Consider the following 20,727-nt stretch of genomic DNA (forward strand, 5'->3'; position numbering starts at 1 on the left):
ATCGCGTTCATCTGCTCGGGCCCCTGTCTGCACGTCGCTTCAACTCGGGTGGCGCCTGTGGCTCACCCCGGGACGGCGACCCTAGTAAACCGGTTTTGGTCTCGATCGTCAACTGAGCGACCTGGGCCGACTCTTCCGTGGACAATCCGCGCAACCTGCACGGGTCCGCGCCTCTAAATCGCGCTAAACAGTGCGCTAGGATCGGCGATGTGAACGCACGCGCCGGTGAACCTCCGTCCCCTCCTGCGTCGACGGAGACAGGCAGCCCGCGGTCGGAGCGTCGCGCGACCATCGGCGATGTCGCGGCGCGAGCGCAGGTGTCCAAGAGCGCGGTGTCTTTCGTGTTCAACGGTCGTTCCGGCGTCGGCGAGGCGGCGCGCGCGCGCATTCTGCAGGCCGCCGAAGAGCTGGGCTGGCGCCCGGACGCCCGCGCCCGGGCTCTTTCCCGCAGCCGCGCCCAGGCCCTGGGCCTCGTGGTCCGCCGCGAGCCGGAGCTGCTGAGCACCGACCCGTTCTTCCCGCAGTTCGTGGCGGGGGTCGAGAGCGGACTGTCCGAGGTCGACTACGCCCTCGTCCTCCAGGTCGTGGACGGCGAGCAGAGCGAGCGCGACGCGTACGTGAGGTTCGCGCACGGGGCGCGCGTCGACGGCGTCTTCCTCACCGATCTGCGCACGACCGACACCCGGCCGTCCGAGCTCGACGCGCTCGGGCTGCCGTTCGTCCTCGTCGGACCCACCACACCCCAGGGCACCGGGCTGGATCCGATCGGCGTCGACGACGAAGCCGGCGTCCGTCGAGCCGTCCGGCACCTCTACGCGCTGGGCCATCGGCGCATCGCTCACGTCGCCGGAGCGCGACGATACGTTCATTCGAGCGTCCGCCGCCGCGCGTGGATCGCCGAGATGTCGGACCTCGGCCTCGAGCCCGGGCCGATCATCGACGCCGACTTCACGGGGGCCTCCGGCGCGCGAGCGACTCATGAGCTGCTCGACCTCGCCGACCCGCCGACCGCGATCGTCTACGCCAACGACCTCATGGCGATCGCGGGGATGTCGGCGGCGTCCGACCGCGGCCTGCGGGTCCCGGCGGATCTCTCGATCGTGGGATTCGACGACATCCCGCTGGCGCCCTACATCGTCCCTCCCCTCACCACCGTCCGGCAGGACGTGTTCGCATGGGGTGCCGTCTGCGCGCGCACCCTCGTCGCGATCGTCGAGGGAACCCCGCCCGCGCCGAGCCCGCTTCCGCCCGTGGAGTTCGTGGTGAGAGGAAGCACCGGACCCGCCCCGGTCCGGATCGCGGGCGCCTCGGGTTAGGAGGCGACGGCCTGGCGCCGCCTCGCCGCGCGCTCGCGCGACGAGGTGGCCACGGCATCCTCGACGAGAAGCTCGACGAGCCGCTCGTACGGCGTGCCCGCCGCCGCCACGAGGCGCGGGAAGTGCGACTCGCGGCGCAGTCCGGGAATCGTGTTGACCTCGTTGAGCAGGATGCGTCCCGTCGCGTCGACGAAGAAGTCGATCCGGGCGAGGCCGCGGCATCCGAGCGCGGCGAAGCAGCGCAGCGCGGCGTCGCGCAGTGCCGCGAGAACGGGCCCGGGGAAGGGTGCCGGGATCTCGAGGACCGCCCCCGCCCCTTCGTACTTGTGGGCGTACGTGAATCCGCCGGCGTCGCCGCCCTCGGGGTAGTGCAGGCGCGACGCACCCGTCGCCCGGGCGGCCTCCCCGTCGCCCCACACGCCGACGCTGACCTCATCCCCCGTCATCCGCGGCTGCACCAGCGCGAGATCCGCGTGCTCGAACGCCTCGGCGAACGCACCCCGCAGCGACTCGCCGCGCCCCACCATCCGGACGCCGATGCTCGACCCGCCGGTGTCGGGCTTCACCACGAGGTCGCCGTCGAACGACCGGCGCACCATCCCGGCGACCAGGTCCGGATCGGCGACGTAGCGCGCGCGGCTCACCGAGGCCGTGGGGATCACGCCGACCCCGGCCGCTGCGCACAGCCGCAGGCACTCGATCTTCGACAGCGCTCGTGCGGAGGCATCCGATCCGCTCCCCACGAACGGGATGCCGCGGCTCTCGAGCTCACCCTGCAGGCCGCCCCCTTCTCCCCAGCCGCCGTGGAGCGCGGGAAAGACGACGCAGTCCCGCGGCGTCTCGTCGAGCACCTCGTCGAATCGCAGCGCCGGCGCGGTCTCCGATCCGACGTGCCACCAGCCCTCGCGATCGACATGCACGTCGAGGACCGAGTGTCCTGCCAGTCCTGCGAGGGCGGCCGACACGTCCCTCCCCGACGCGACCGACACGTCGTGCTCGGTGCTCGCACCGCCCGAGACGACCACGACCCGCCGCATCATGCTTCGGCCTCCTGCCCGACCACACGCGCTACACGCGATCCGAGGCCGGTGAGCACCTCCTGCGGGATGGTGCCGAGGATGAGCGACCATTCCCGAAGGCTCGGCTCGCCGAGGCCGGCGTCACCCACCAGCACGACCCGGTCGCCGACCTCGACATCCGACCCGCCGACGTCGACGACGCATTGATCCATCGAGACGGCTCCCACGAGCGGATGCCGCAACCCGTTCACCGAGACGGTCACCCCGGGCCACGCCGACCGCGGCACGCCGTCGGCGTACCCGACGGGCAGCAGCGCGAGCCGCCCGGCGCGCGCGGTGCGGTACTGCTGCCCGTAGCCGACCGCCTCGCCCGCGGCGACGTCGCGCACCTGGACCACGGTGGTCTCCCATCGCGCCGCCGTCGCGAGCCCCAGCCCTCGCGACGGCACCGGCTCGATGCCGAACAGCGCTGCGCCGACGCGGACGAGGTCGAGCCGCGCCGCCGGGCTGACGACGGCGGCGAGAGACGATGCGGCGTGCCGCCGTCGCGGTCGCAACCCGGCGCCGTGCGCTGCGGACCACGCGGATTCGAGCCGCGCGAGAGGCTCGGCGAAGACGGCCGGATCGTCGTCGGTGCCACCGAAGTGCGTCCAGACCCCCACCACCTGGACGTGGCCGTCGTGCTCGGCCTTCCGCGCCGCGGCACACAGCGCGCCCCAGTCCGCCACCGCGCATCCGGAGCGATGCATCCCGGTCTCGACCTCCAGCTCGACACGCGCTCGGATGCCGGCCTCCTCGGCGGCCGCGACGACCAGCTCGAGCATCCGCACCGAAGCGCACGAGAGAGTGATGTCGTCGCGGATCGCTTCGCCGAGCGGCGCCCCGGCGTGGAGCATCCAGACGAGGATCGGAGCCGAGATCCCCGCCGTCCGCAGCGCGAGAGCCTCATCGCACGTGGCGACGCCGAGCTCGCTCGCGCCCCCGGCGAGAGCGGCCCGGGCGACGGCCTCGGCGCCGAGCCCGAAGCCGTCCGCCTTCACGACCGCCATGAGCGGGGTGCGGCAGTGCTCCCGGAGAAGTGCGGTGTTCGCCGCGATCGCCGCGGCCGAGACGGTGACCGCCGATGGTGCGCGATGTCGTGGCAGGGCGGGGGCGAGGGGCAAGGCCATGTGCCTAAAACTACGCATCGCGACATATCGCCGGTGTATGGACGAGCGGGGCTGTGGAGAGCGTCGCGCACCACGAACGTGCGGCACCACGAGAGTGCGTTCGGACGTTCGGCCGAACCCTCATCGAGAGAGTTCATCCGAAAGGACGAGACGACGCCTCGTACGCGCCATCGCACGCACGGCATCCAGCCAGCCGCCTCGAACGACCAACTAGTGTCATTCGCGTGAGCGTGACCACACCCGACACCGCTCCGACGCGCAAGAACAGCCGTCCGACACTCCCACCCGAACGTCCGCTCGACGATGACCGGATTCTCAGCACGCGACGATCCGCGGTGGTGCTCGCCCTCACCGTCTTCGTGACGACGACGATCCAGGTCCTCGTCCAGCCGCTTGCGGCCCTTGCCGATGGCCGGGTGGAGTGGACACTCGCACTCCCACCGCCGCTGATGATGTCGGTCCTCGTACTCGGGTGCGCGGTGCAAGCGGCTGCCTTCTTGCTCAGCGATCAGTGGCGCGAAGTCACGGTGCTGATCAGCGCAGGGGTCTACATCGGTCTGGCGACGGGGCTTTCGGTGCCGACGTGGCTGATCGGCATGTATCTCGTGATGGCACTTGCGTTGTTCCTGCTCGCGACGCGGAGATCGCTCACCGTGTCGATCGTCTGGTTGGCCGCTGTCGTGCTGATCACGACCGGCGTGCTGTTCCTCTGGACGATGACGCTCGGGTTGACGGTGAGTGTCGCGGTCACGTTCGCGACGGCCGAGGCGGTCCGGATCGCCGCGCCCGCGATCGCCGGAACCGCGCTCGGCGCGTGGTGGCGGAAGCAGACACGCCGCGTCACACTGGCCCGGCTGCAGGCCGAGACCGCGAAGCGGGAACACGACAAGCGCGTGGAGGAGGCCGAACAGAACGAGAGAACGCGGATCGCCCAGGAACTGCACGATGTGGCCGGACAGCATCTGGCGGGCCTGATCACGTTGGCGGACGCCGCTCTGACGATCGCGCCCGCTCGTCCTGACGACGCGCTGGAACTCGTCGAAGAGGTCCGCGACGAGGGGCGCTTCGCGGCCGCGAGCCTCGCAGGAGCTCTCGCCGATCTTCGCGCAGTCGGCGCGACGCCACGGGAGTCGACGCGAGATCTGCGAGAGGCGGACCACCTCGTCGACTTCTGGCAGAAGCGCGGGATGAACATCCGGCTCGTCACGAGCGGGCCCGTCGAAGAGCTCCCTGCCGTCGTCTCGGCCACCGCGTACCGGTGCATTCAGGAAGCCCTCACCAACGCCGCCACACACGCACCCGGCTCCGAGGTCGACGTGCAGATCGCACGGTCCCACCGGCTCGATGTGACCATCGCGAACGCGGCGTCACCGCCGGGAAGTCTCCCCGTCACCGGCCTCGGTCTGGGTTGGGGTCTCAGCGGGATCCGCCGTCGCATCGACCTGCTGAGAGGCACACTGGTGTTCGGTGCGACTCCGGAGGGCGGCTGGACGGTGCGGTTCGTCATCCCGGTCGCCCAACCCGACGGAGAGTGAGACGATGACGCCCCGACCCTCGCCGATCCGAGTGCTGATCGCCGACGACAACCGGTCCGTCCGTAAAGGTCTCCGGCTGCAACTCGAAGCAGCAGGCGGCGTGCGTGTGATCGGTGAAGTCGCCAACGGACTGGACGCGGTCACCGTCGCCCGCCGCGAACGAGCCGATGTCGTGCTCATGGATCTGCAGATGCCCGGGATGAACGGCGTGAAGGCAACCCGGGAACTGGCCCAATCGACCACCGAACCGCCCATCCCGGTGATCGTGATGACCAGTTACGCCATCGACGGCTACGTCACCGAGGCTCTCGACGCTGGGGCGATCGGATACCTGCTGAAGAGCCACGACTCGGATCAGCTGCTCGCGGCGATTCACTCCGCGATGCGCGGGGAGGCCCTCCTCTCCGGTCGCATCGCCACCCCCGTTCTGCGCGAGTTCGTTCGGCGCGGAGCCGCCGACCCTGACGGGCTCGACCGGCTCTCGACTGCAGAACGGCGCGTCGTGTCCGTGCTCTGCGGCGGCACCACCAGCAACGAGAGCATCGCGGAACGACTGAGGGTGTCGGTCCACACGGTGCGCTCGCACATGCAGTCCGCGCTGAAGAAGCTCGACCTCGAGGATCGCACGCAACTCGCCCTGTGGGGCGCTCGCAACCATTTGGACCGCGAGTCACTCAGATGAGTGAATTCCGGGCAGCGGACCGATAAGTGGAGAGCGTCGCGCACTATCGGGCGTGCACAGCGCTGAGATCGAGGTGGCGACGGGTCGCGTCGATCGCGAGCCTCGCGTGCTCTTTCGGGCCGACCTGCGCCACGAGCGTCGCGCGCGGGATCTCGAGGGCATAGGGGATGCCGGAGGGCAGGGCGCTGAGGACGCCGGCGATGTCGAGGCCGCCCTCGCCGGGGAAGAGCCGCTCGAAACGCGCCGCGTGGATCACTCCGGCGGTGGTCGCAGGAGCCTCCGGCGGCGCGTCGCAGACGTGCGCGTAGTGGAACCACTCCGGCGGAAGACCCCGCAGATCTTCGATGCGGGAGTGCGATCGGGCGAAGTGGAGCAGATCGACGAGCAGCCCCGCATTGGGCTGATCCACCGCTCGCAGCACCCGCGTGGCCTCGTCGAGGTTTCCCGTCTCGGTCCACGAGGGGAACTCGAGGTCGAGCGTCAGACCCAGGGGCCGTGCCAGTTCGCACAGCTCAGCGAACCGGTCGGTCTTGCGCGAGAAGTCCGAATCCGGCAGCTGCGTGATGACGTGGCGCGCTCCCAGTTCCGCACCGGCCTCGAGGAAGCGCAGGTAGTCGCGGGGACTGTCGCCCGACGTGATGCGCGCGAGCTCGATGTCGAGCACCTCGATGCCGGTCGCCGCGAGATGCGTCTTCGTCGCGCGCATCAGAGCCGGATCGTACGCCAGTGGGTAGTGCGGCTCCTGCGCCGTGACCTTGGTCATGCGCAGGCCGACGTAGCGGTACCCGCCCGCGGCCGCGGCATCCACCAGCTCCGGCGGTGACAGGCTGAGGGCGGTGAGGTGGGCGAGCGAATAGTCGTGCCGGTGCTCGGCCGTGACCTCGGCCGGATCGCTTGCCAGGGTGCGCAGCCGCTGCCGGCGGTGGGCCGCCATGCGCAGCGGCACGCTCCGGGGGTCTCCGAACGCCGAGTAGCCGTCGACACGCTGAACCACTTCGAAGAAGACCCGCGCCCCGAGCATCTCGGTGAAGAAGTGCAGGAACTCGCCCTGCTCGTCCCTGTCGTACAGCACCGAGTTCTCGCGCAGGCTCGCCACGAATTCGGGCGGCAGCGAGAGTCTGGCGTCGAGGTCGTCGTAGTAGTTCGCGGGCATCTCCAGGATCGGCGCCCCGTGCGCGCGCATGATCCTCGCGCACGCGATCGCGTCCTCGGCTGCGAACGCGATGAGCTGCGGGCTCGACACCCCCGGCGCCCAGTCGCCGCGTCGCAGCGGGTTGGTGCTCAGAGCGATCCGGACGCTCCCCGCCGGATCCGTCGCCGACCAGCTGCGGATCAGGCCGAACGGAGCGGTGATCTCGGTCGACTCCCCCGGCTCGAGACCGAGCACGGAGCGGAAGAACAGCGCCGACTGGTCGAAGTCGTCGAGCGATTCGGTGATCGAGAGGTGGTCGATGCCCCTCACCAGCGGCGAGGGCCCGGCCACCGCCCCGGTCGGCCGGAAGTCATCGAGCCAGTGCGGCCCGGCGGTCGAGTCGCAGAAGAACAGTTCCGTCCCGTCCGGAGTCGCCACGGAACCGAGGTCGCTCTCGTCCGGCCCGCGGCGCCGCGCGAGCTTCGGTGCCAGGAGCCGCTCCGCCCTGCGCATCGAGGCGGCCGCGTCCGAGGTCTGCACGGCGATCGCGCAGATCGCCGCCGTCGCAGGATCGATGGAGCGCTCCGGTGCGAGGTTCAGGAGCACCCGGGCATCCCCCTGCTCCCACAGCTGAACGGGCTTGGAATGATGCTGCCCCACGTGCACGAACCCGAGACCGGCGAGCGTGCGCGACACCAGCGGCGACGACACCTCGTCGACAGCCAGTTCGGCGAACGCGTATCCGCGGAGTCCCGGAGCGGCAGGCAGCTCGCCGGCCGGGAGCAGCGCGGACGCCGACGGCAGGCCGGCGGCCACCGCCTCGACGAGGGTGCGCGTGGAGCGCATCGCATCGGTGGCCGCGTGCCGCGGGTCCTCCTGCTGATAGACGTCGTTGAACACCTCGAGAGCGATCGGGCCCGCGTACTCCATCGACAGGATCTCCCGGAGGAAACCCGCGACATCGAGCGAGCCCTGTCCGGGGAACATCCGGTAGTGGAGACTCCACTCCCGGACGTCCAAGTTCAGCCGCGGCGCATCGGCGAGCTGGACGTGGAACACCTTGTCGACGGCCACCTCGGTGACGGCGGCGGCGTCGTTGTCGGCCGAGAGCACGTGGAAGCTGTCGAGGCACAGCCCGAGCGCAGGATGATCGGCCTGCCGGACCAGCCGCCACGCATCCTGAACGGTGCGGACGCGTCCCCACGGCACCGCCTCGTACGCGAGGCGCAGTCCGCGCTGCTCGGCCCGGTCTGCGAGCGTGCGCAGCTGCTCGGCCGCGCGACCGTCGTCATCCAGTCCGTGCTCGGTCTTCGACGAGCAGCAGACGAGGACGCGCGCGCCCAGCTCGCACAGCAGGTCGAGTTTCCGCTCGGCGTGACGCAGACTCGCCCCGAACAGATCAGGCGGCACCGTCTCGACATGGAAGGGCTGGTAGACCTCGAGCGACAGGCCCAGGTCGGCCGCCTGACCGGCGAGGCGCCGCGCGGACCACGTCGACATGACGAGGTCGTACTCGAGCATCTCGACGCCCGCGAACCCGGCGGCAGCGGCCGCCCGCAGCTTGTCTTCGAGCGTCCCCGACAGGCACACCGTCGAGATCGATATGCGCTGCGCGCCCGGTGCGGGGTTCATGACTGGACCATCTCGGAGGATCGGTGCGGGCCGTCAGGGAGTGGCGACGTGCTCGATCGCCTCGCCCGGCGAGTAGATGTCGAGGATGTTCCAGTGCCCCGTCGTCGGCGTCGGCACGTTCACCATCGACACGTCGATCACGACCGGAGCCTGCAGCGCGATCGCCCGCTCGAGGGCCGGCTTGAACTCCGCGGCGGTCTCGACCTTGATTCCGGTCACCCCGTACGCCTCGGCGATCGCCGCGAAGTCGGTGTACATCGGGTCGTCGCCCTTGCCGAACACCGTGCCGTAGGTCGTGTCGAACGCCGCCTTCTCCAGCCCCGCGATCGTGCCGAAGGCGTTGTTGTTCATGACGACCCACACGACGGGGACGCCCTCCTCGCGCGCGGTGGCGAGCACGGCGGGGTTCTGGCCGAAGCCGCCGTCCCCCACGAGCGAGACGACGACGCGGTCGGGTCGCGCGATCTTCGCGCCCACCGCGGCAGGCGCGCCGAAGCCCATCGTGGCGAAGCCACCCGGCGTGAGGAAGGTGCCGGGAGTGAGGATGTCGAACTGCTGCCCGACGCCGTTCTTGTTCCAGCCCACATCGGTCGTGATGATCGCGTCGGCCGGCAGCACCTCGCGCGTCTCGGAGAGGATGCGCTCGGGCCGCATCGGCCAGGCGTCGGAGACCTGCGCGTCGGCGTTGTGCAGCTTGACCGTGGCGCGGTTCGCCGCGATCTGCGACAGCAGCTCGCTGCGCGCCACTCCCGCCGGCGCCAGTCGGCGCGCGACACGGACGAGCACGGTCAGCGCTGCCTTGAGATCGGCGAGCGCGCCGATCTCGAGCGGGTAGTTGCGACCGAGCTCGGTGGGGTCGATGTCGATCTGCATGAGCTTGGTGCCCGGGATGTCGAACGTGTACTCGGGGTACCACGAGCTCGAGTCGGCCTCGGCGAACCGGGTGCCGAGCGCCAGGATCCAGTCCGCGGTGCGGGTCGTCTCGTTGGTGAACGCCGTCCCCCAGAAGCCCGTCATCCCCAGGACCAGCGGACTGTCGTCCGGCACCGCCCCCTTGCCCATCAGGCTGTGCGCGACCGGGATCGACAGGAGCCCGGCGAACTCGGCGAGCTCCTCCGCCGCGTCGGCCGCGACGACGCCGCCTCCGACGTAGAGCACCGGGCGCTCGGCATCCAGCAGGTTCTGCACGATGCGCTCCGCGACCGCTTCGTCGAGGGAAGGCCGTGCGAGCGAACGGGTGTTGCCCATCACCTTGTCGAACAGCGCGACATCGACCTCTGCGGAGAAGACGTCCATCGGCACGTCGACCAGGACGGGACCGGGGCGTCCGCTCTCGGCGAGCGTGAAGGCCTTGTCGAGGACCTCGGCGATGAGGTGGGGCTGATCCACTCGCCAGGCGCGCTTGACGAAGGGGCGGTAGATCTCGTACTGGGCGGCGTCGGCGTGGAGATTGATCTCCTGATGCGGGTGCTTGCCGAAGTAGTGCGTGGGCACGTCTCCGGCGATCACGACGAGGGGGATGGAGTCCAGCGCCGCGTTCGCCACGCCGGTCGTCGCGTTCGTCAGCCCGGGGCCGAGGTGGGTGAGCACGACACCCGCCCGCTGGGTCACCCGCGCGTAGCCGTCGGCCGCGTGGGCGGCGATCTGCTCGTGACGCACGTTCACGAACGAGATGAGCTCGCTCTTCTCCAGCGCTGCGAGCAGAGCGATGTTCGTGTGTCCGCACAGCCCGAAGACATGCTCGACCTCGCGTGCCTCCAGGTACCGCACGATCTGGTTCGACACCAGGTCCTTCATGAGGTTGTTCCTCTCTCGTCTGCCGGCGGCACCGGGCGGCGGCCCGGTCCGGTGTACGTGTAGCCGATGGATTTGGGCATCGGGCCCTTGATGCGGCCGCCCTGCGTCATCTGCTCGCTGGCGTGCGCGAGGATGCCCACCGAGCGAGCGAGGATGAAGACGCCGCGCCCGAGTTCGGGCGTCAGCCCCAGCTCGCAGTAGATGACAGCCGTCACGCCGTCGACGTTCATCGGGATGCGGCGGGGCCTGCCCTCGCTGATCGCCTCCTCGACGGCTCGCCCGATCGCGGCGAACCGGCCGTCCACCGTGCCGTCGGCGGCTGCGGCGTCGACGAGCGACAGCAGCCGCGGCGTGCGCGGATCGAGCGGATGGAACCGGTGGCCGAAACCCGGGACGTAGCGCATGCCGGTCTCGCGGTGCCGCTGCAGCACGATCCGGGTCGCCGCGCCGAGGTCGTCCGTCCGATCGAGCTCCGCATCGATCTCGAGGTACAGCTGCATGCACTGCTGCCCCGGGCCCCCGTGGACGTCGTCGAGCACGTTGATCGCCGATGCCATGGCGCCGTTGATCGGCGACCCGCACGTCGTCGCCATCCGGGCGATCGCGATCGACGGCGCGTGCGGCCCGTGGTCGACGGATGCCACGAGCGCCGCCTCGAGGAGCTCGGCGTGGGCCCGCGACGGCAGCTCGCCCCGCAGCATGAGCCACACCGTCTCGACGAACCCGGCGTTGCCGATGAGCTCCTGGATGGGGTAGCCGCGAAGCGAGATCTCGCCGGGGCGGACGTCGATGATGTCGGTCTGCCACCAGCGCCGCGCCTCGTCGACGAGCTCTTCGGCCGACTCTTGCGCATTCGGGCCGCCGGCCCCCTCGGCGGCGCTCACGGCGCGGTGGCCAGGGTCGGGTCGGCGGACTCGAGCGCCGCGTCGTAGAAGTCGCCGAACAGCTCTTCGTCGGAGGGCCGGTCCTCCGCGATCGTGCGCGAGACCCATGTCGTGTTCAGGTAGTGACGCAGCGACACGTTCTCCGAGGTGATGTTGCCGCCCCACGTGCCGCATCCCATCGACGAGGTCATCGGCATCCCGTTCGTGAAGGAGCCGGCGTTGGCCTTCGAGTTCGGCTGGCGGACCATGATGCGCGAGACGGGCATGTGCCGCGCGAAGAAGTCGATGTGCGCATCGTCTGTCGACGCGATGCCGCACGAGTGCCCCTTGCCTCCGATGTCGTAGAGCTGCTTGGCCAGCTCGACGCCGTCCTCGAAGCCGCCCTCGTAGGCGTGCACCGCCATCAGCGTCGTGAGCTTCTCCTTGCAGAACTGCCGGTCCTCTGCGATGCCATCGCCTTCCACGACGATGAATCTCGCGTCGGCCGGGATGCCGAAGCCCGCCGCCTCCGCGAGGACCTGGGGTGACACGGCCACCGTGTCGGGCAGCCGGTGTCCCTCTTCGTCCCACATCGCCCGTTGCAGTGCGCTCCGTTCCTCCGCCGTCGCCAGGTAGCCCCCTTCGGCCTGGAGCGCATCGAGCATCTCGCGGTACCGCGCCGCCGGGACCAGGATGTTCCCGTCCGCGGAGCAGCCCGAGCCGAAGTCCGAGGTCTTCGAGATCCGGCAGTTGCGCGCTGTCTCCCGGATGTCTGCGGTCTCGTCGACGAACTCGGTGGCGTTGCCCGCACCCACTCCGTAGGCGGGCGTCCCCGAACTGTAGGCGGCGCGCACCAGGCCTTGTCCGCCCGTGGCGATGACGAGATCCGCGCGGCGCATGATCTCCTGCGACGCCGCCAGGCTCGGCCGGGTGATGCACTGCAGGATGTCGGCGGGAGCGCCCTCGGCCTCCAGCGCCTCGCGCATCAGCCGGACGGTCTCGAACGTCGTGTGCTGCGAGCGCGGGTGGGGCGAGAAGACCACCACGTCGCGGGCTTTGATGGCGTAGATCGCATTGCCCGCGGGGGTCAGATCGGGGTTGGTCGTCGGCACGATGCAGCCGATGATGCCGACCGGCTTGCCGTACTTGACGAGGCCTTTCTCGGCATCCTCTTCGATGATCCCCACGGAGGGGCTGCGCAGCGCGTCGCGGAGGACCCCGCGGATCTTCATGCGCTTGTTCATGCGGCTCTCGAAGTCGCCGAGACCGGACTCCGCGATCCCCATCTGCACCAGCCGGTGGAAGGTCGAGCGGTTCGCCACCGCCCACGCGACCGCCCGGATCAGGCGGTCCACGCGGTCCTGGTCGAAGGTCTCGATGATCGCGAGCGCTGCCCGCGCACGGGCGAACACCTCGTCGAGTTCCTGCTCCTGTTCGAGCGACAGGGATTTCGATGCTGAAGCAGCCATGACAACTCCGTCCATGGGCGTGGGGCCGACTGCCGAATGCTAGGCATGCGCCGTCTTCGCCGACAAAGGGTGTCCCACTGGGCAGTTCGGCCGTCGGGATCCGGCCGGGGCGGAGGACGAGCCGGCCCGGGTTGTGCCACTCGGTGGGCCGCACGGTTGCCCGGTCCGACCCCCGGGGTTAGCGTCCGAGCGCCGGCCGCAACGGGCGGCACGCCGGATCGAAGATGATCAAGGAGCAAGGGATGCGCAAACGACTGACCACGAGGTGGGGAGCTGCGGGAATCGGTGCTCTCGCGCTGGCACTCGCCGTCGCCGCCTCACCCGCCTATGCACTCGCACGACCCGCCGAACCGATTCCTCCCGCCGGGCTGACCGGCCTCGAACCGACCGGGGCGAACATGCCCACGGTCGGCGGAAACCTGGGCAACCAGCACTACTCCGGGCTGACGCAGATCACGCCGGAGAACCTCGACCGGCTGGCGCCGGCCTGGCGCACGCACGTCTCGGCGGTCGCGCCCGCCAGCTCCCACACCGGACAGCAGACGACGCCCATCGTCATCGACGGCGTCATCTACCTCGACACCCCGAGCGGCGGAGTGATCGCGGTCGACGGCGTCACGGGCGACCCGGTGTGGAAATGGGAGAACACCGTCTACGGACTGTCGGGAACGCGCCGCGGAGTGTCGGCCGGCGACGGCCGCATCTACACGCTCGCCGGCGGCAACCGCGTCGTCGCACTCGACCAGGCCACGGGCCAGGAGGTCTGGGCGGTGCAGCCGACGGGCCCGGACGGCGAGGACCTCGGCCGCGTCGGAAAGGTCGCGACCGTGTACTTCGACGGCATCGTCTATGCGCACGCGGCCGATGGCGACCGCGGAGCCGTGGTGGCGCTGGACGCGAGCGATGGATCGTACAAGTGGCACTTCTTCGGCGGACCGAAGCGCGGCGAGCTGTTCACCGGACTCGACGGCGTGACCTTCGACGCCTCAGCGACCTGGGGGCCCGTCCTCCCCGACGGCACCGACTGCTCCGAGGAAGGCGGCGCGACGTCGTGGATCCATGGCGCCGTCGACCCCGATCTGAGCACGTACTACATGACGTTCGGCAACGCGCGCAGCTGCACCTCGTCGCAGAACGGATCCCTCCGCCCCGGCGACAACCTGTTCTCGAGCACCCTGGTCGCCGTCGACGCCGCGACCGGCGCCTACCGGTGGCACTACCAGTCCATCCATCACGACGTGTGGGACATGGACAACGTGCACCCGCCGACCCTCGCCGACATCGTCGTGGACGGTGAGGAGCGGAAGGTCGTGTTCTACGGCAGCAAGTCGGGCCACCAGTTCGTGCTCGACCGGACGAACGGCAAGCCCGTGCTGCCGGTGACCGAGAAGGAGATGATCACCGACTCGCGGCAGGCGCACACCGCGACGCAGCCGTTCCCCGAGCAGCGTCTGCTGCCCGAGTGCCTCGTCTGGGAGAAGCTCGATCCCGCGAACGTCCCCGGCGACCCGTGGCGCGCGGTGCCGAACTACAACGGGTACCAGCCGGACGCCGACGGCGACCTGGTGTTCAACCCCGACAGCTACGTCGCCGTGGACGAGCCGTTCCTGACGTACCCCGACGGTCACGTCGGCCACCGCGAGGGCTGCATGTACGACCCGCAGTGGGACGTGCCGATCCTGTCGACGACGAGCCAGAACGGCGGCGGCGACTGGTCGAACCACTCGTACAGCCACAGCACGAACCTCGTGTACTTCCCCTACGGCACCAACCCGGTGGCGCACTGGAACGGCGCAGCGGCCAACGGGCAGCGAGCCATGGGGCAGTACCAGACGGGCGGCATCCTCGCCTACGACGCCTCGACCGGCGAGGTCGCCTGGCAGAACCATCTGGGAACGGACATGTCGCACGGCCAGGGACCCTTGACCACGGCATCCGATCTGCTGTTCGTCGGCCAGATCGACGGGCGCCTTCTGGCGATGGACGCCGTGACCGGCGACGTGCTGTGGGAGTTCCAGACCGGCTCGGGCATCGCCGCGGCACCGGTGACGTACGAGGTCGACGGCGAGCAGTACGTCGCGATCTTCGCCGCCGGCTCGACCAACCCGTACGGCAGCTCGGTCACGCAGGGCGACTCGCTGTGGGCGTTCAAGCTCGGGGGCGACTACATCACCGAGTCGGGGAGCCAGGAGGGTCCGATGACCGCGCCCCTCTCGATCCGCCGGCCCGTGAGCGGCGCGGCGGTCGAGGGCTCGACGGTCGGCAACACCGTGCTTCTGGCCCGGAGCAGCCGCACCGCCGACACCGCGGCGGCACGTGACAGCGTCGCCCAGAACGCCATGCAGCCGACCCATCTGCGCGTGCCCGTCGGCACGACCGTGACCTTCCGCAACCCCGGGGCGGAGACCTTCCCGAACTTCCCCAACCAGAAACCGCACTGCGCGACGCAGTTCTTCGAGGGAGAGTTCAACGCCAGGCTGCAGCCCGGAGAGACCTACCAGCACACGTTCGACCGTGCCGGCGAGTACTTCTTCAACGACTGCACCGACCCCCGGCCGACGGGCAAGATCGAGGTCTACCTCACCCCGAAGGACCAGCCGGGAGCGGTGTCGTTCGAGCGCGGCACGCTCGATCTCGGCTCGGGGACCGGCTTGTTCACCGGCGTGAACGGCAAGGTCAAGGCCAAGTTCGAACTGCCTGCCGGTTACACGTACGACAGCGGCGCCGTGCTGCTCACCCCGCTCTCCTCGACTCCGATCGAGGCGTCGAAGGTGACGGCCAACAAGAACCGCATCATCGTCCAGTTCGAGGCGGACGCCGTCGACAACAACGTGCCGACCGGAGAGGTGACGCTCACCCTGCGGGCGAACGTCCTGAACGCGGCGGGAGTCCAGGAGCAGCTCACCTCGGCCGCGACCGTGACGGTCACGAAGTAGCCGGGACCGCACCCCGCCCGATCCGTCCCCGCCACCCGACGGGGGCGGATCGGCGCGTCCGGAACGGCGTCCGCACTCGTGTCCTGTGCCGTGTCCCATTCGGCGAGACTCGTCTTTGCAGGCAGACGTGCAGCGACCAGAGTCACAGAGGCGACGCGTGCACGCTCCGCCCGGCATCGACAGAGAGGTTGGCAATGCACCCTGACACCCTGGCGGCGGCGCCATGACGGACCAGCCCGGCGCGGAGCCCGAGAAGGGCCGCGAACCCGGAGACGCCCCCGAGAAGCCGGCGGAGCCGGGCGTCGGCGACTCGATCTTCCCGCACACGAACACCTACTACACGGCCCCCAAGCTCAACCAGGGCGTTCCGGCCGATCCGGCATTCCTCCGTGTGCTCTCGGCGATCGAGATCACCATCGGCGTCGCGCTGTTCGCCTTGATCGTGTTCGGGGTCATGTACCAGGTGCTCGGACGCTACTTCCCCTCCGTCGGGTGGGTCGGCGCCGGAGAGATCGCACTCATGTCGATGATCGCGATGACCTTCATCACGACCGGCTACCTCGTCGGCCGCAACGGCCACATCGTGCTCGAGATCTTCGATGAGCTTCTGGCCGGGACGAAGCTGTTCGTCGCCCTGCGGGTGATCTCGGCGGTCATCATGGTCGCCACGAGTCTCGCCCTCGCCTACGAGGCGTTCGTGAAGCTGGACGCCGAATGGGGCCGGCTCAGCGCCGCGATGAACCTCCCCATCGGGATGCTGTACGCCTTCGCCCTCGTCGGCTTCGTCTCGGCGGCGATCCACTCCGGATTCAAGATCCCCTTCGCCCACCGGCCGGAACGCAAGCTCGACATCGGCGAGATGGAAGGCTGATCCTTGGACCTCTGGCTCTACATCCTGCTGTTCGTCGTCTTCCTGCTGCTGCGCGTTCCCGTCGCGTTCTCGATGATCGCCGCGAGCATGCTGTACTTCTACAGCCATGGCCTGTCGGCGGGCTACGCGATCTCGTCCGTCGTGAACGGCATCAACAGCTTCCCGCTGCTCGCCGTTCCCCTGTTCATCTTCGTGGGCACGATCGCGAACAATCTGGGCATCGCGACGCGGCTCTACGATCTCGCCCGCGCGCTCCTCCCCCGGCTTCCCGGCAACCTCGCCTACGTCAACCTGGGCACCGCGATCGGGTTCTCGTGGATCAGCGGCTCGGCGCTGGCCGACGCCGCGTCCACGAGCAAGGTGCAGATCCCGCAGATGCTCAAAGCGGGATACCCCTACGGCTTCTCCGCCGGTCTGACGGCGTCGGGGTCCCTCATGAGCACCGTGATGCCGCCGAGCATCCCCGCGGTCCTGTTCGCGGCGACCGCGTCCATCTCGACCGGCGCGCTCTTCGCCGGCTCCATCATCCCGGCGATGCTCATGGCGCTGGGCCTGGCGGTCTACACCTTCTTCTGGGTGAGGCGCCATCCCGGCGTCGCGGTGGGCAAGCCGTTCGTCGGATCGATGCTCGCCAAGGCCGCCGTCCGCGTGATCGGGCCGGCGATGCTTCCTGTGATCATCCTCGGCGGCATCTTCAGCGGCTGGTTCACACCCACCGAGAGCGCCGGCATCGCCGCCGTCTACATGCTGATCCTGGGGGTGTTCTACCGCACGCTCACGTGGCGGGTGTTCTGGAAGGCCGCGAAGGAGACCGTCGTGATCTCGAGCGGCATCCTCCTGATCCTCGGCGCTTCCAATCTCATGGGCCAGGTGCTGGCGCGGGAGCAGGTGTCGCGCGCGCTGGGCGAGTGGCTCACCGGCCTCACCGACAACCCGCTGGTGTTCCTGCTGATGCTCAACCTGCTCCTGATCCTGCTGGGCATCCCGCTCGAAGCGCCGCCGGTGATCCTTGTGCTCGTGCCGATCCTGATGCCGATCACCGCACAGTTCGGCATCGAACCGGTCCAGTTGGGCGTCATCATGATCATCAACCTGATGATCGGTTCGCTGACGCCACCGGTGGGCGCTGTGCTCTTCGTCGTGGGCTCCATCACGCGAAGGCCGATGGGCGAGCTGTTCCGCGGCATCCTGCCGTTCCTGGTTCCACTGGGCATCGTGCTGCTGCTGCTGACGCTGTTCCCGGTGATCGTCACGATGCTGCCGACGCTGCTCGGGCTGATGTGACGCGAGGGGAGGAGGGATGACGCGCAGACTGTTCGTGCTGAACGGTTCGAATCTCAACATGCTGGGCGTGCGCGAACCCGGAATCTACGGGACCGCCACCCTCGAGGATGTTCGCGCGGACTGCGAGCGGGTCGCAGCCGAATGCGGCTTCGACCTCCGGTTCGCGCAGTCCAACGCCGAGCACGAGCTCGTCGAGCTGGTGCACGAGGCATTCCGCCAGCAGGCCGTCGTCGTGATCAATCCGGCCGGATTCAGCTTCGGCTCGGTGCCCCTCCTCGATGCGCTCCACATGCTGACCACGCCGATCGTCGAGGTGCACATCACCAACATCCACGCCCGAGACGCCGTCCACCGCGACTCGCTGACCTCGACCGTCGCGCAGGTCGTGATCGCGGGGGCCGGCGTCTACGGGTACGAGCTGGCGATCCGGGCTGCGGATCGGCTCGCGTCCCCGGCGGCGTGAGCCCCGCGGCGGGGCATCACCCTCCGGCTGCGATGGCATCGGCCGCCGCTGCACCGAACGCCAGCGCCTTGGTGAGGGCGGTCCCGGTCATGTAGGAGGCGCCGTGGAAGCCGCCCGCGACCTCTCCGGCGGCGTACAGCCCGTCGATACGCGAGCCGTCCACGCGCAGCACGGCCGTGTCGGCGGCGACACGGAGCCCGCCGAAGGTGGATGTCATCGCCGTCATGGCGGCATACGCGTAGAACGGGGCGGTGCGGATCGGAGTCAGCTCGCCGACGGCGCCGACGAGGCGGGTCCGGCCGAGCGGGTCGCGGCCGGACGACACCGCCTCGTTGTACTGCGCGACGGTGCGCTCGAGGGCCTCCGCGGGGATGCCGGTCTGGCGCGCCAGCGCCGAGATCGTGGGGGCGCTCACCAGATGGCCGAGCTCCTCGAGGCGCTCCATGTCGGACAGCGGAACCCCCGGCCTGGAACGCGCCCGCACCACCGAGTCGAAGATCTGGAACGCCGTCCCGCCCGGCTGGCTCATCACCGCCGAGCCCAGCACCTTGTAGGACTGGGACTCGTCGGCGAAGCGCTCGCCGAGCGCATTGACGAGGATCGCGCCGAGGTAGTTGGCGGTGAGCAGCTCGTGCTCGTCGTCCGTCGTGTCGGCGTGCTGGCCGTAGGTGCCGCTGACGTGTCCGATGTCGGCGAGCCCGGCTCCCAGCAGCCAAGCCATGCGCAGGCCGTCTCCCGTGTTGCCGACGCCGCCGTACGGCATCGCCGCGGCCTGGTCGGGCACGAAGAGCTCGAGCAGCTCGCGCGACCGTGAGAATCCTCCGCTCGCCAGCACGACCCCCGACCGCGCGAGCAGCGGCCCCTCGTCCGTGCGGATGCCGGCGACGAGGTTCCGGTCGGTGACGAGCCCGCGCGCGGATCGACCGGGGAGGATCACCGCTCCTGCGGCGAGCGCCTCTGCCTCGAGGTGCGCCAGCAGGTCTCGGATGCGCACGAGGTGCGCCCGAGCGACCGTCATGCCCGCGCTCACCTTCAGCTCGTCCGTCCACGCGGCCGCTCGCTCGATCGTCTGGACCACATCGCCCTGGCGTCGGACGAGCGCGTGGAGCAGCGACTCGTCGGCGTACCCGCCGCCGGTCTCCCGCATGTCGGCGAGGAAGAGGTCGTCGGAGTCGTGCACTCCCGCGCGGCGCTGGAGCGCGGTGCCCGACAGCGCGAACCAACCCCCGCTCAGCATCGAGCTGCCGCCGAGGCGTTCGTTCTTCTCGACCAGGGCCACCTGCCGCCCCTGCGCAGCGAGGGTGCGCGCCGCCGCGAGTCCGGCCAGGCCTCCCCCGACGACGATCGCGTCGTACTCCCGACCGCTCCGGCCGGACGACGCCGCTGCGCCGCCGGTCCGGTTCATGGCCGCTCCCCTGCCTCCACCTCGGCGCGGAACTGCGCCACGTCGACGCTGCGTCGCGTCCGGGCGGCGAGCGCGGATGCCTCCACCAGCGCCAGCGTGTGCGCGGCGTCCTGCGCTGAGACGAGTGGGTCGGCGAGGCCGCGCGCGACGTCGGCGAAGTGGTCGAGCTGCGCCTGGAAGGACCCGCGCGGGGAGACCGGGAGATAGGTGCGCGAGAGAGGCGAGTGCCAGTCCGCAGGGACGCCCTGCTCATACGCGTACTTCGCGAGATTCGGCACGGACAGCGCCGCGCGGGTGCCGACGATGCGGTACGCGACGCCGTCCGGGAGGAACGGGAAGGCCGCCGTCTCCTCGGTCGCCTGGTCCCAGCCCCACGGCGACACGCCGGCATCCGACGCGAGGAAGCTGCCGACCGCACCGCTTTCGAACCGCAGGTTCAGCGACACGGTGTCTTCGACCGCGAGGGCGCGGGCGTGCGAGCTGTGCATCGCCTGGATCTCGGCGACCTCACCGCAGAGGTGGCGCAGCAGATCGAGGTCGTGCACGACGTTGAGGAGGGTCACGCCCGCGCCGGGCAGGCGGTGCCAGGGGATCTCGGTGAAGTACGCGTCCTCCTTGCGGGCAGACCACAGGCCGCTCACGGCGACGACCTGCCCGAGTGCGCCGCTGTCCACGGCGGCGCGGGCCCGGGCGACGGCGGGATGGTGACGCCGGTGGTGACCGACGAGGAGCCGTCCGTCCAGACGCTGCACCGCCCCGACGAGCCGGAGGGACTCGGCGTAGTCCAGCGCCACCGGCTTCTCGAGCAGGACCGCCGCGCCGGCCTCGAGGCATTCGATGGCGGTGTCGACGTGCAGCGCGTTCGGATTGGCGATGATGACCGCGTGCGGGTGCTCGTGCTCCAGCATCCGTCCGGCCGCATCGTAGGTGCGGGTGCCGAATGCACCATCGGCCACGACCGGATCCGCGACCGCGGCCAGCGAAAGTCCCGGAGCCGCCCGGATGAGATCGATGTGCTGGCGCCCCATGAAGCCGGCGCCGATCACGCCCATGCGCAGTGCGGCGCTTTCTGATGCGGTCACCGAGCCTCCCTGCCTGAGCGGCGTCCACGCCGATCGGCACCGAGCGTATGCCTCCGCGGAACGGCGCACGGT

Annotated in this window: 15 protein-coding genes; 7 read left to right on the forward strand and 8 right to left on the reverse strand. The window is 70.0% G+C overall.

The features are described 5' to 3' along the window. The first annotated feature begins 209 nt into the window (after positions 1-209). The gene (locus IM778_RS14720) at positions 210-1,316 is read left to right on the forward strand and encodes a LacI family DNA-binding transcriptional regulator (protein ID WP_228484579.1); all 1,107 of its coding nucleotides are present in this window, start codon (positions 210-212) and stop codon (positions 1,314-1,316) included. Here IM778_RS14720 and IM778_RS14725 read toward each other — a convergent pair. Continuing rightward, a complete protein-coding gene (locus tag IM778_RS14725) occupies positions 1,313-2,356 on the reverse strand; it encodes a D-alanine--D-alanine ligase family protein (RefSeq protein ID WP_194409575.1) in 1,044 nt (347 codons plus the stop codon). The genes IM778_RS14720 and IM778_RS14725 overlap by 4 nt on opposite strands. After that, positions 2,353-3,504, reverse strand: a complete 1,152-nt coding sequence (gene alr / locus IM778_RS14730; protein WP_194409576.1) for an alanine racemase — start codon at positions 3,502-3,504, stop codon at positions 2,353-2,355. The genes IM778_RS14725 and alr overlap by 4 nt, the downstream gene beginning before the upstream one ends. A gap of 53 nt (positions 3,505-3,557) precedes the next feature. On the opposite strand from alr, the gene IM778_RS14735 reads away from it, so the two are divergent. Beyond that, positions 3,558-5,039 carry a sensor histidine kinase gene (locus IM778_RS14735; RefSeq protein WP_194409577.1) on the forward strand — a complete coding sequence of 494 codons (1,482 nt, stop codon included), beginning with the start codon at positions 3,558-3,560 and terminating at the stop codon, positions 5,037-5,039. 31 nt (positions 5,040-5,070) lie between these two features. Beyond that, positions 5,071-5,721, forward strand: a complete 651-nt coding sequence (locus tag IM778_RS14740) for a response regulator transcription factor (protein ID WP_228484580.1) — start codon at positions 5,071-5,073, stop codon at positions 5,719-5,721. Positions 5,722-5,764: 43 nt separating this feature from the next. Here the strand turns inward: IM778_RS14740 and IM778_RS14745 are convergent, their stop codons facing one another. The 4 genes from IM778_RS14745 to IM778_RS14760 are packed head-to-tail and all read right to left on the reverse strand — an operon-like array spanning position 5,765 to position 12,614. Then, positions 5,765-8,485 carry a TIM barrel protein gene (locus tag IM778_RS14745; protein WP_194409579.1) on the reverse strand — a complete coding sequence of 907 codons (2,721 nt, stop codon included), beginning with the start codon at positions 8,483-8,485 and terminating at the stop codon, positions 5,765-5,767. 33 nt (positions 8,486-8,518) lie between these two features. Beyond that, positions 8,519-10,282: a thiamine pyrophosphate-binding protein gene (locus IM778_RS14750; protein WP_194409580.1), complete on the reverse strand. Its 1,764-nt coding sequence runs from the start codon at positions 10,280-10,282 to the stop codon at positions 8,519-8,521. Next, positions 10,279-11,166, reverse strand: a complete 888-nt coding sequence (locus tag IM778_RS14755; protein WP_228484581.1) for a citryl-CoA lyase — start codon at positions 11,164-11,166, stop codon at positions 10,279-10,281. The genes IM778_RS14750 and IM778_RS14755 overlap by 4 nt, the downstream gene beginning before the upstream one ends. Continuing rightward, positions 11,163-12,614 (reverse strand): aldehyde dehydrogenase family protein, encoded by a 1,452-nt coding sequence (locus IM778_RS14760; protein WP_194409582.1) that lies wholly within the window; start codon positions 12,612-12,614, stop codon positions 11,163-11,165. Before IM778_RS14760 ends, IM778_RS14755 begins: the two co-directional genes overlap by 4 nt. A 242-nt stretch (positions 12,615-12,856) precedes the next feature. Between IM778_RS14760 and IM778_RS14765 the strand changes: the two genes are divergently transcribed. The 4 genes from IM778_RS14765 (at position 12,857) to IM778_RS14780 (ending at position 18,168) form a co-directional block, all read left to right on the forward strand. Further along, a complete protein-coding gene (locus IM778_RS14765) occupies positions 12,857-15,550 on the forward strand; it encodes an outer membrane protein assembly factor BamB family protein (RefSeq protein ID WP_194409583.1) in 2,694 nt (897 codons plus the stop codon). A 223-nt stretch (positions 15,551-15,773) separates the two neighbouring features. After that, positions 15,774-16,421 carry a TRAP transporter small permease gene (locus IM778_RS14770; RefSeq protein ID WP_194409584.1) on the forward strand — a complete coding sequence of 216 codons (648 nt, stop codon included), beginning with the start codon at positions 15,774-15,776 and terminating at the stop codon, positions 16,419-16,421. 3 nt (positions 16,422-16,424) lie between these two features. Further along, a complete protein-coding gene (locus IM778_RS14775) occupies positions 16,425-17,705 on the forward strand; it encodes a TRAP transporter large permease (protein ID WP_194409585.1) in 1,281 nt (426 codons plus the stop codon). A 16-nt stretch (positions 17,706-17,721) separates the two neighbouring features. Continuing rightward, a complete protein-coding gene (locus IM778_RS14780) occupies positions 17,722-18,168 on the forward strand; it encodes a type II 3-dehydroquinate dehydratase (protein WP_194409586.1) in 447 nt (148 codons plus the stop codon). A 16-nt stretch (positions 18,169-18,184) separates the two neighbouring features. On the opposite strand, the gene IM778_RS14785 is transcribed toward IM778_RS14780, so the two are convergent. Next, the gene (locus tag IM778_RS14785) at positions 18,185-19,573 is read right to left on the reverse strand and encodes an FAD-dependent oxidoreductase (protein WP_194409587.1); all 1,389 of its coding nucleotides are present in this window, start codon (positions 19,571-19,573) and stop codon (positions 18,185-18,187) included. Continuing rightward, positions 19,570-20,655, reverse strand: a complete 1,086-nt coding sequence (locus IM778_RS14790) for a Gfo/Idh/MocA family protein (RefSeq protein WP_194409588.1) — start codon at positions 20,653-20,655, stop codon at positions 19,570-19,572. Before IM778_RS14790 ends, IM778_RS14785 begins: the two co-directional genes overlap by 4 nt. Positions 20,656-20,727: the final 72 nt, after the last annotated feature.

The sequence above is a fragment of the Microbacterium cremeum genome (assembly GCF_015277855.1).
Lineage (GTDB): Bacteria > Actinomycetota > Actinomycetes > Actinomycetales > Microbacteriaceae > Microbacterium > Microbacterium cremeum.

Coding starts and splice junctions, on each gene's coding strand:
- IM778_RS14745 (WP_194409579.1), bottom strand. CDS start 8,485: ATGAACCCCGCACCGGGCGCGCAGCGCATATCGATCTCGACGGTGTGC.
- IM778_RS14785 (WP_194409587.1), bottom strand. CDS start 19,573: ATGAACCGGACCGGCGGCGCAGCGGCGTCGTCCGGCCGGAGCGGTCGG.
- IM778_RS14760 (WP_194409582.1), bottom strand. CDS start 12,614: ATGGCTGCTTCAGCATCGAAATCCCTGTCGCTCGAACAGGAGCAGGAA.
- IM778_RS14770 (WP_194409584.1), top strand. CDS start 15,774: ATGACGGACCAGCCCGGCGCGGAGCCCGAGAAGGGCCGCGAACCCGGA.
- alr (WP_194409576.1), bottom strand. CDS start 3,504: ATGGCCTTGCCCCTCGCCCCCGCCCTGCCACGACATCGCGCACCATCG.
- IM778_RS14765 (WP_194409583.1), top strand. CDS start 12,857: ATGCGCAAACGACTGACCACGAGGTGGGGAGCTGCGGGAATCGGTGCT.
- IM778_RS14750 (WP_194409580.1), bottom strand. CDS start 10,282: ATGAAGGACCTGGTGTCGAACCAGATCGTGCGGTACCTGGAGGCACGC.
- IM778_RS14780 (WP_194409586.1), top strand. CDS start 17,722: ATGACGCGCAGACTGTTCGTGCTGAACGGTTCGAATCTCAACATGCTG.
- IM778_RS14725 (WP_194409575.1), bottom strand. CDS start 2,356: ATGATGCGGCGGGTCGTGGTCGTCTCGGGCGGTGCGAGCACCGAGCAC.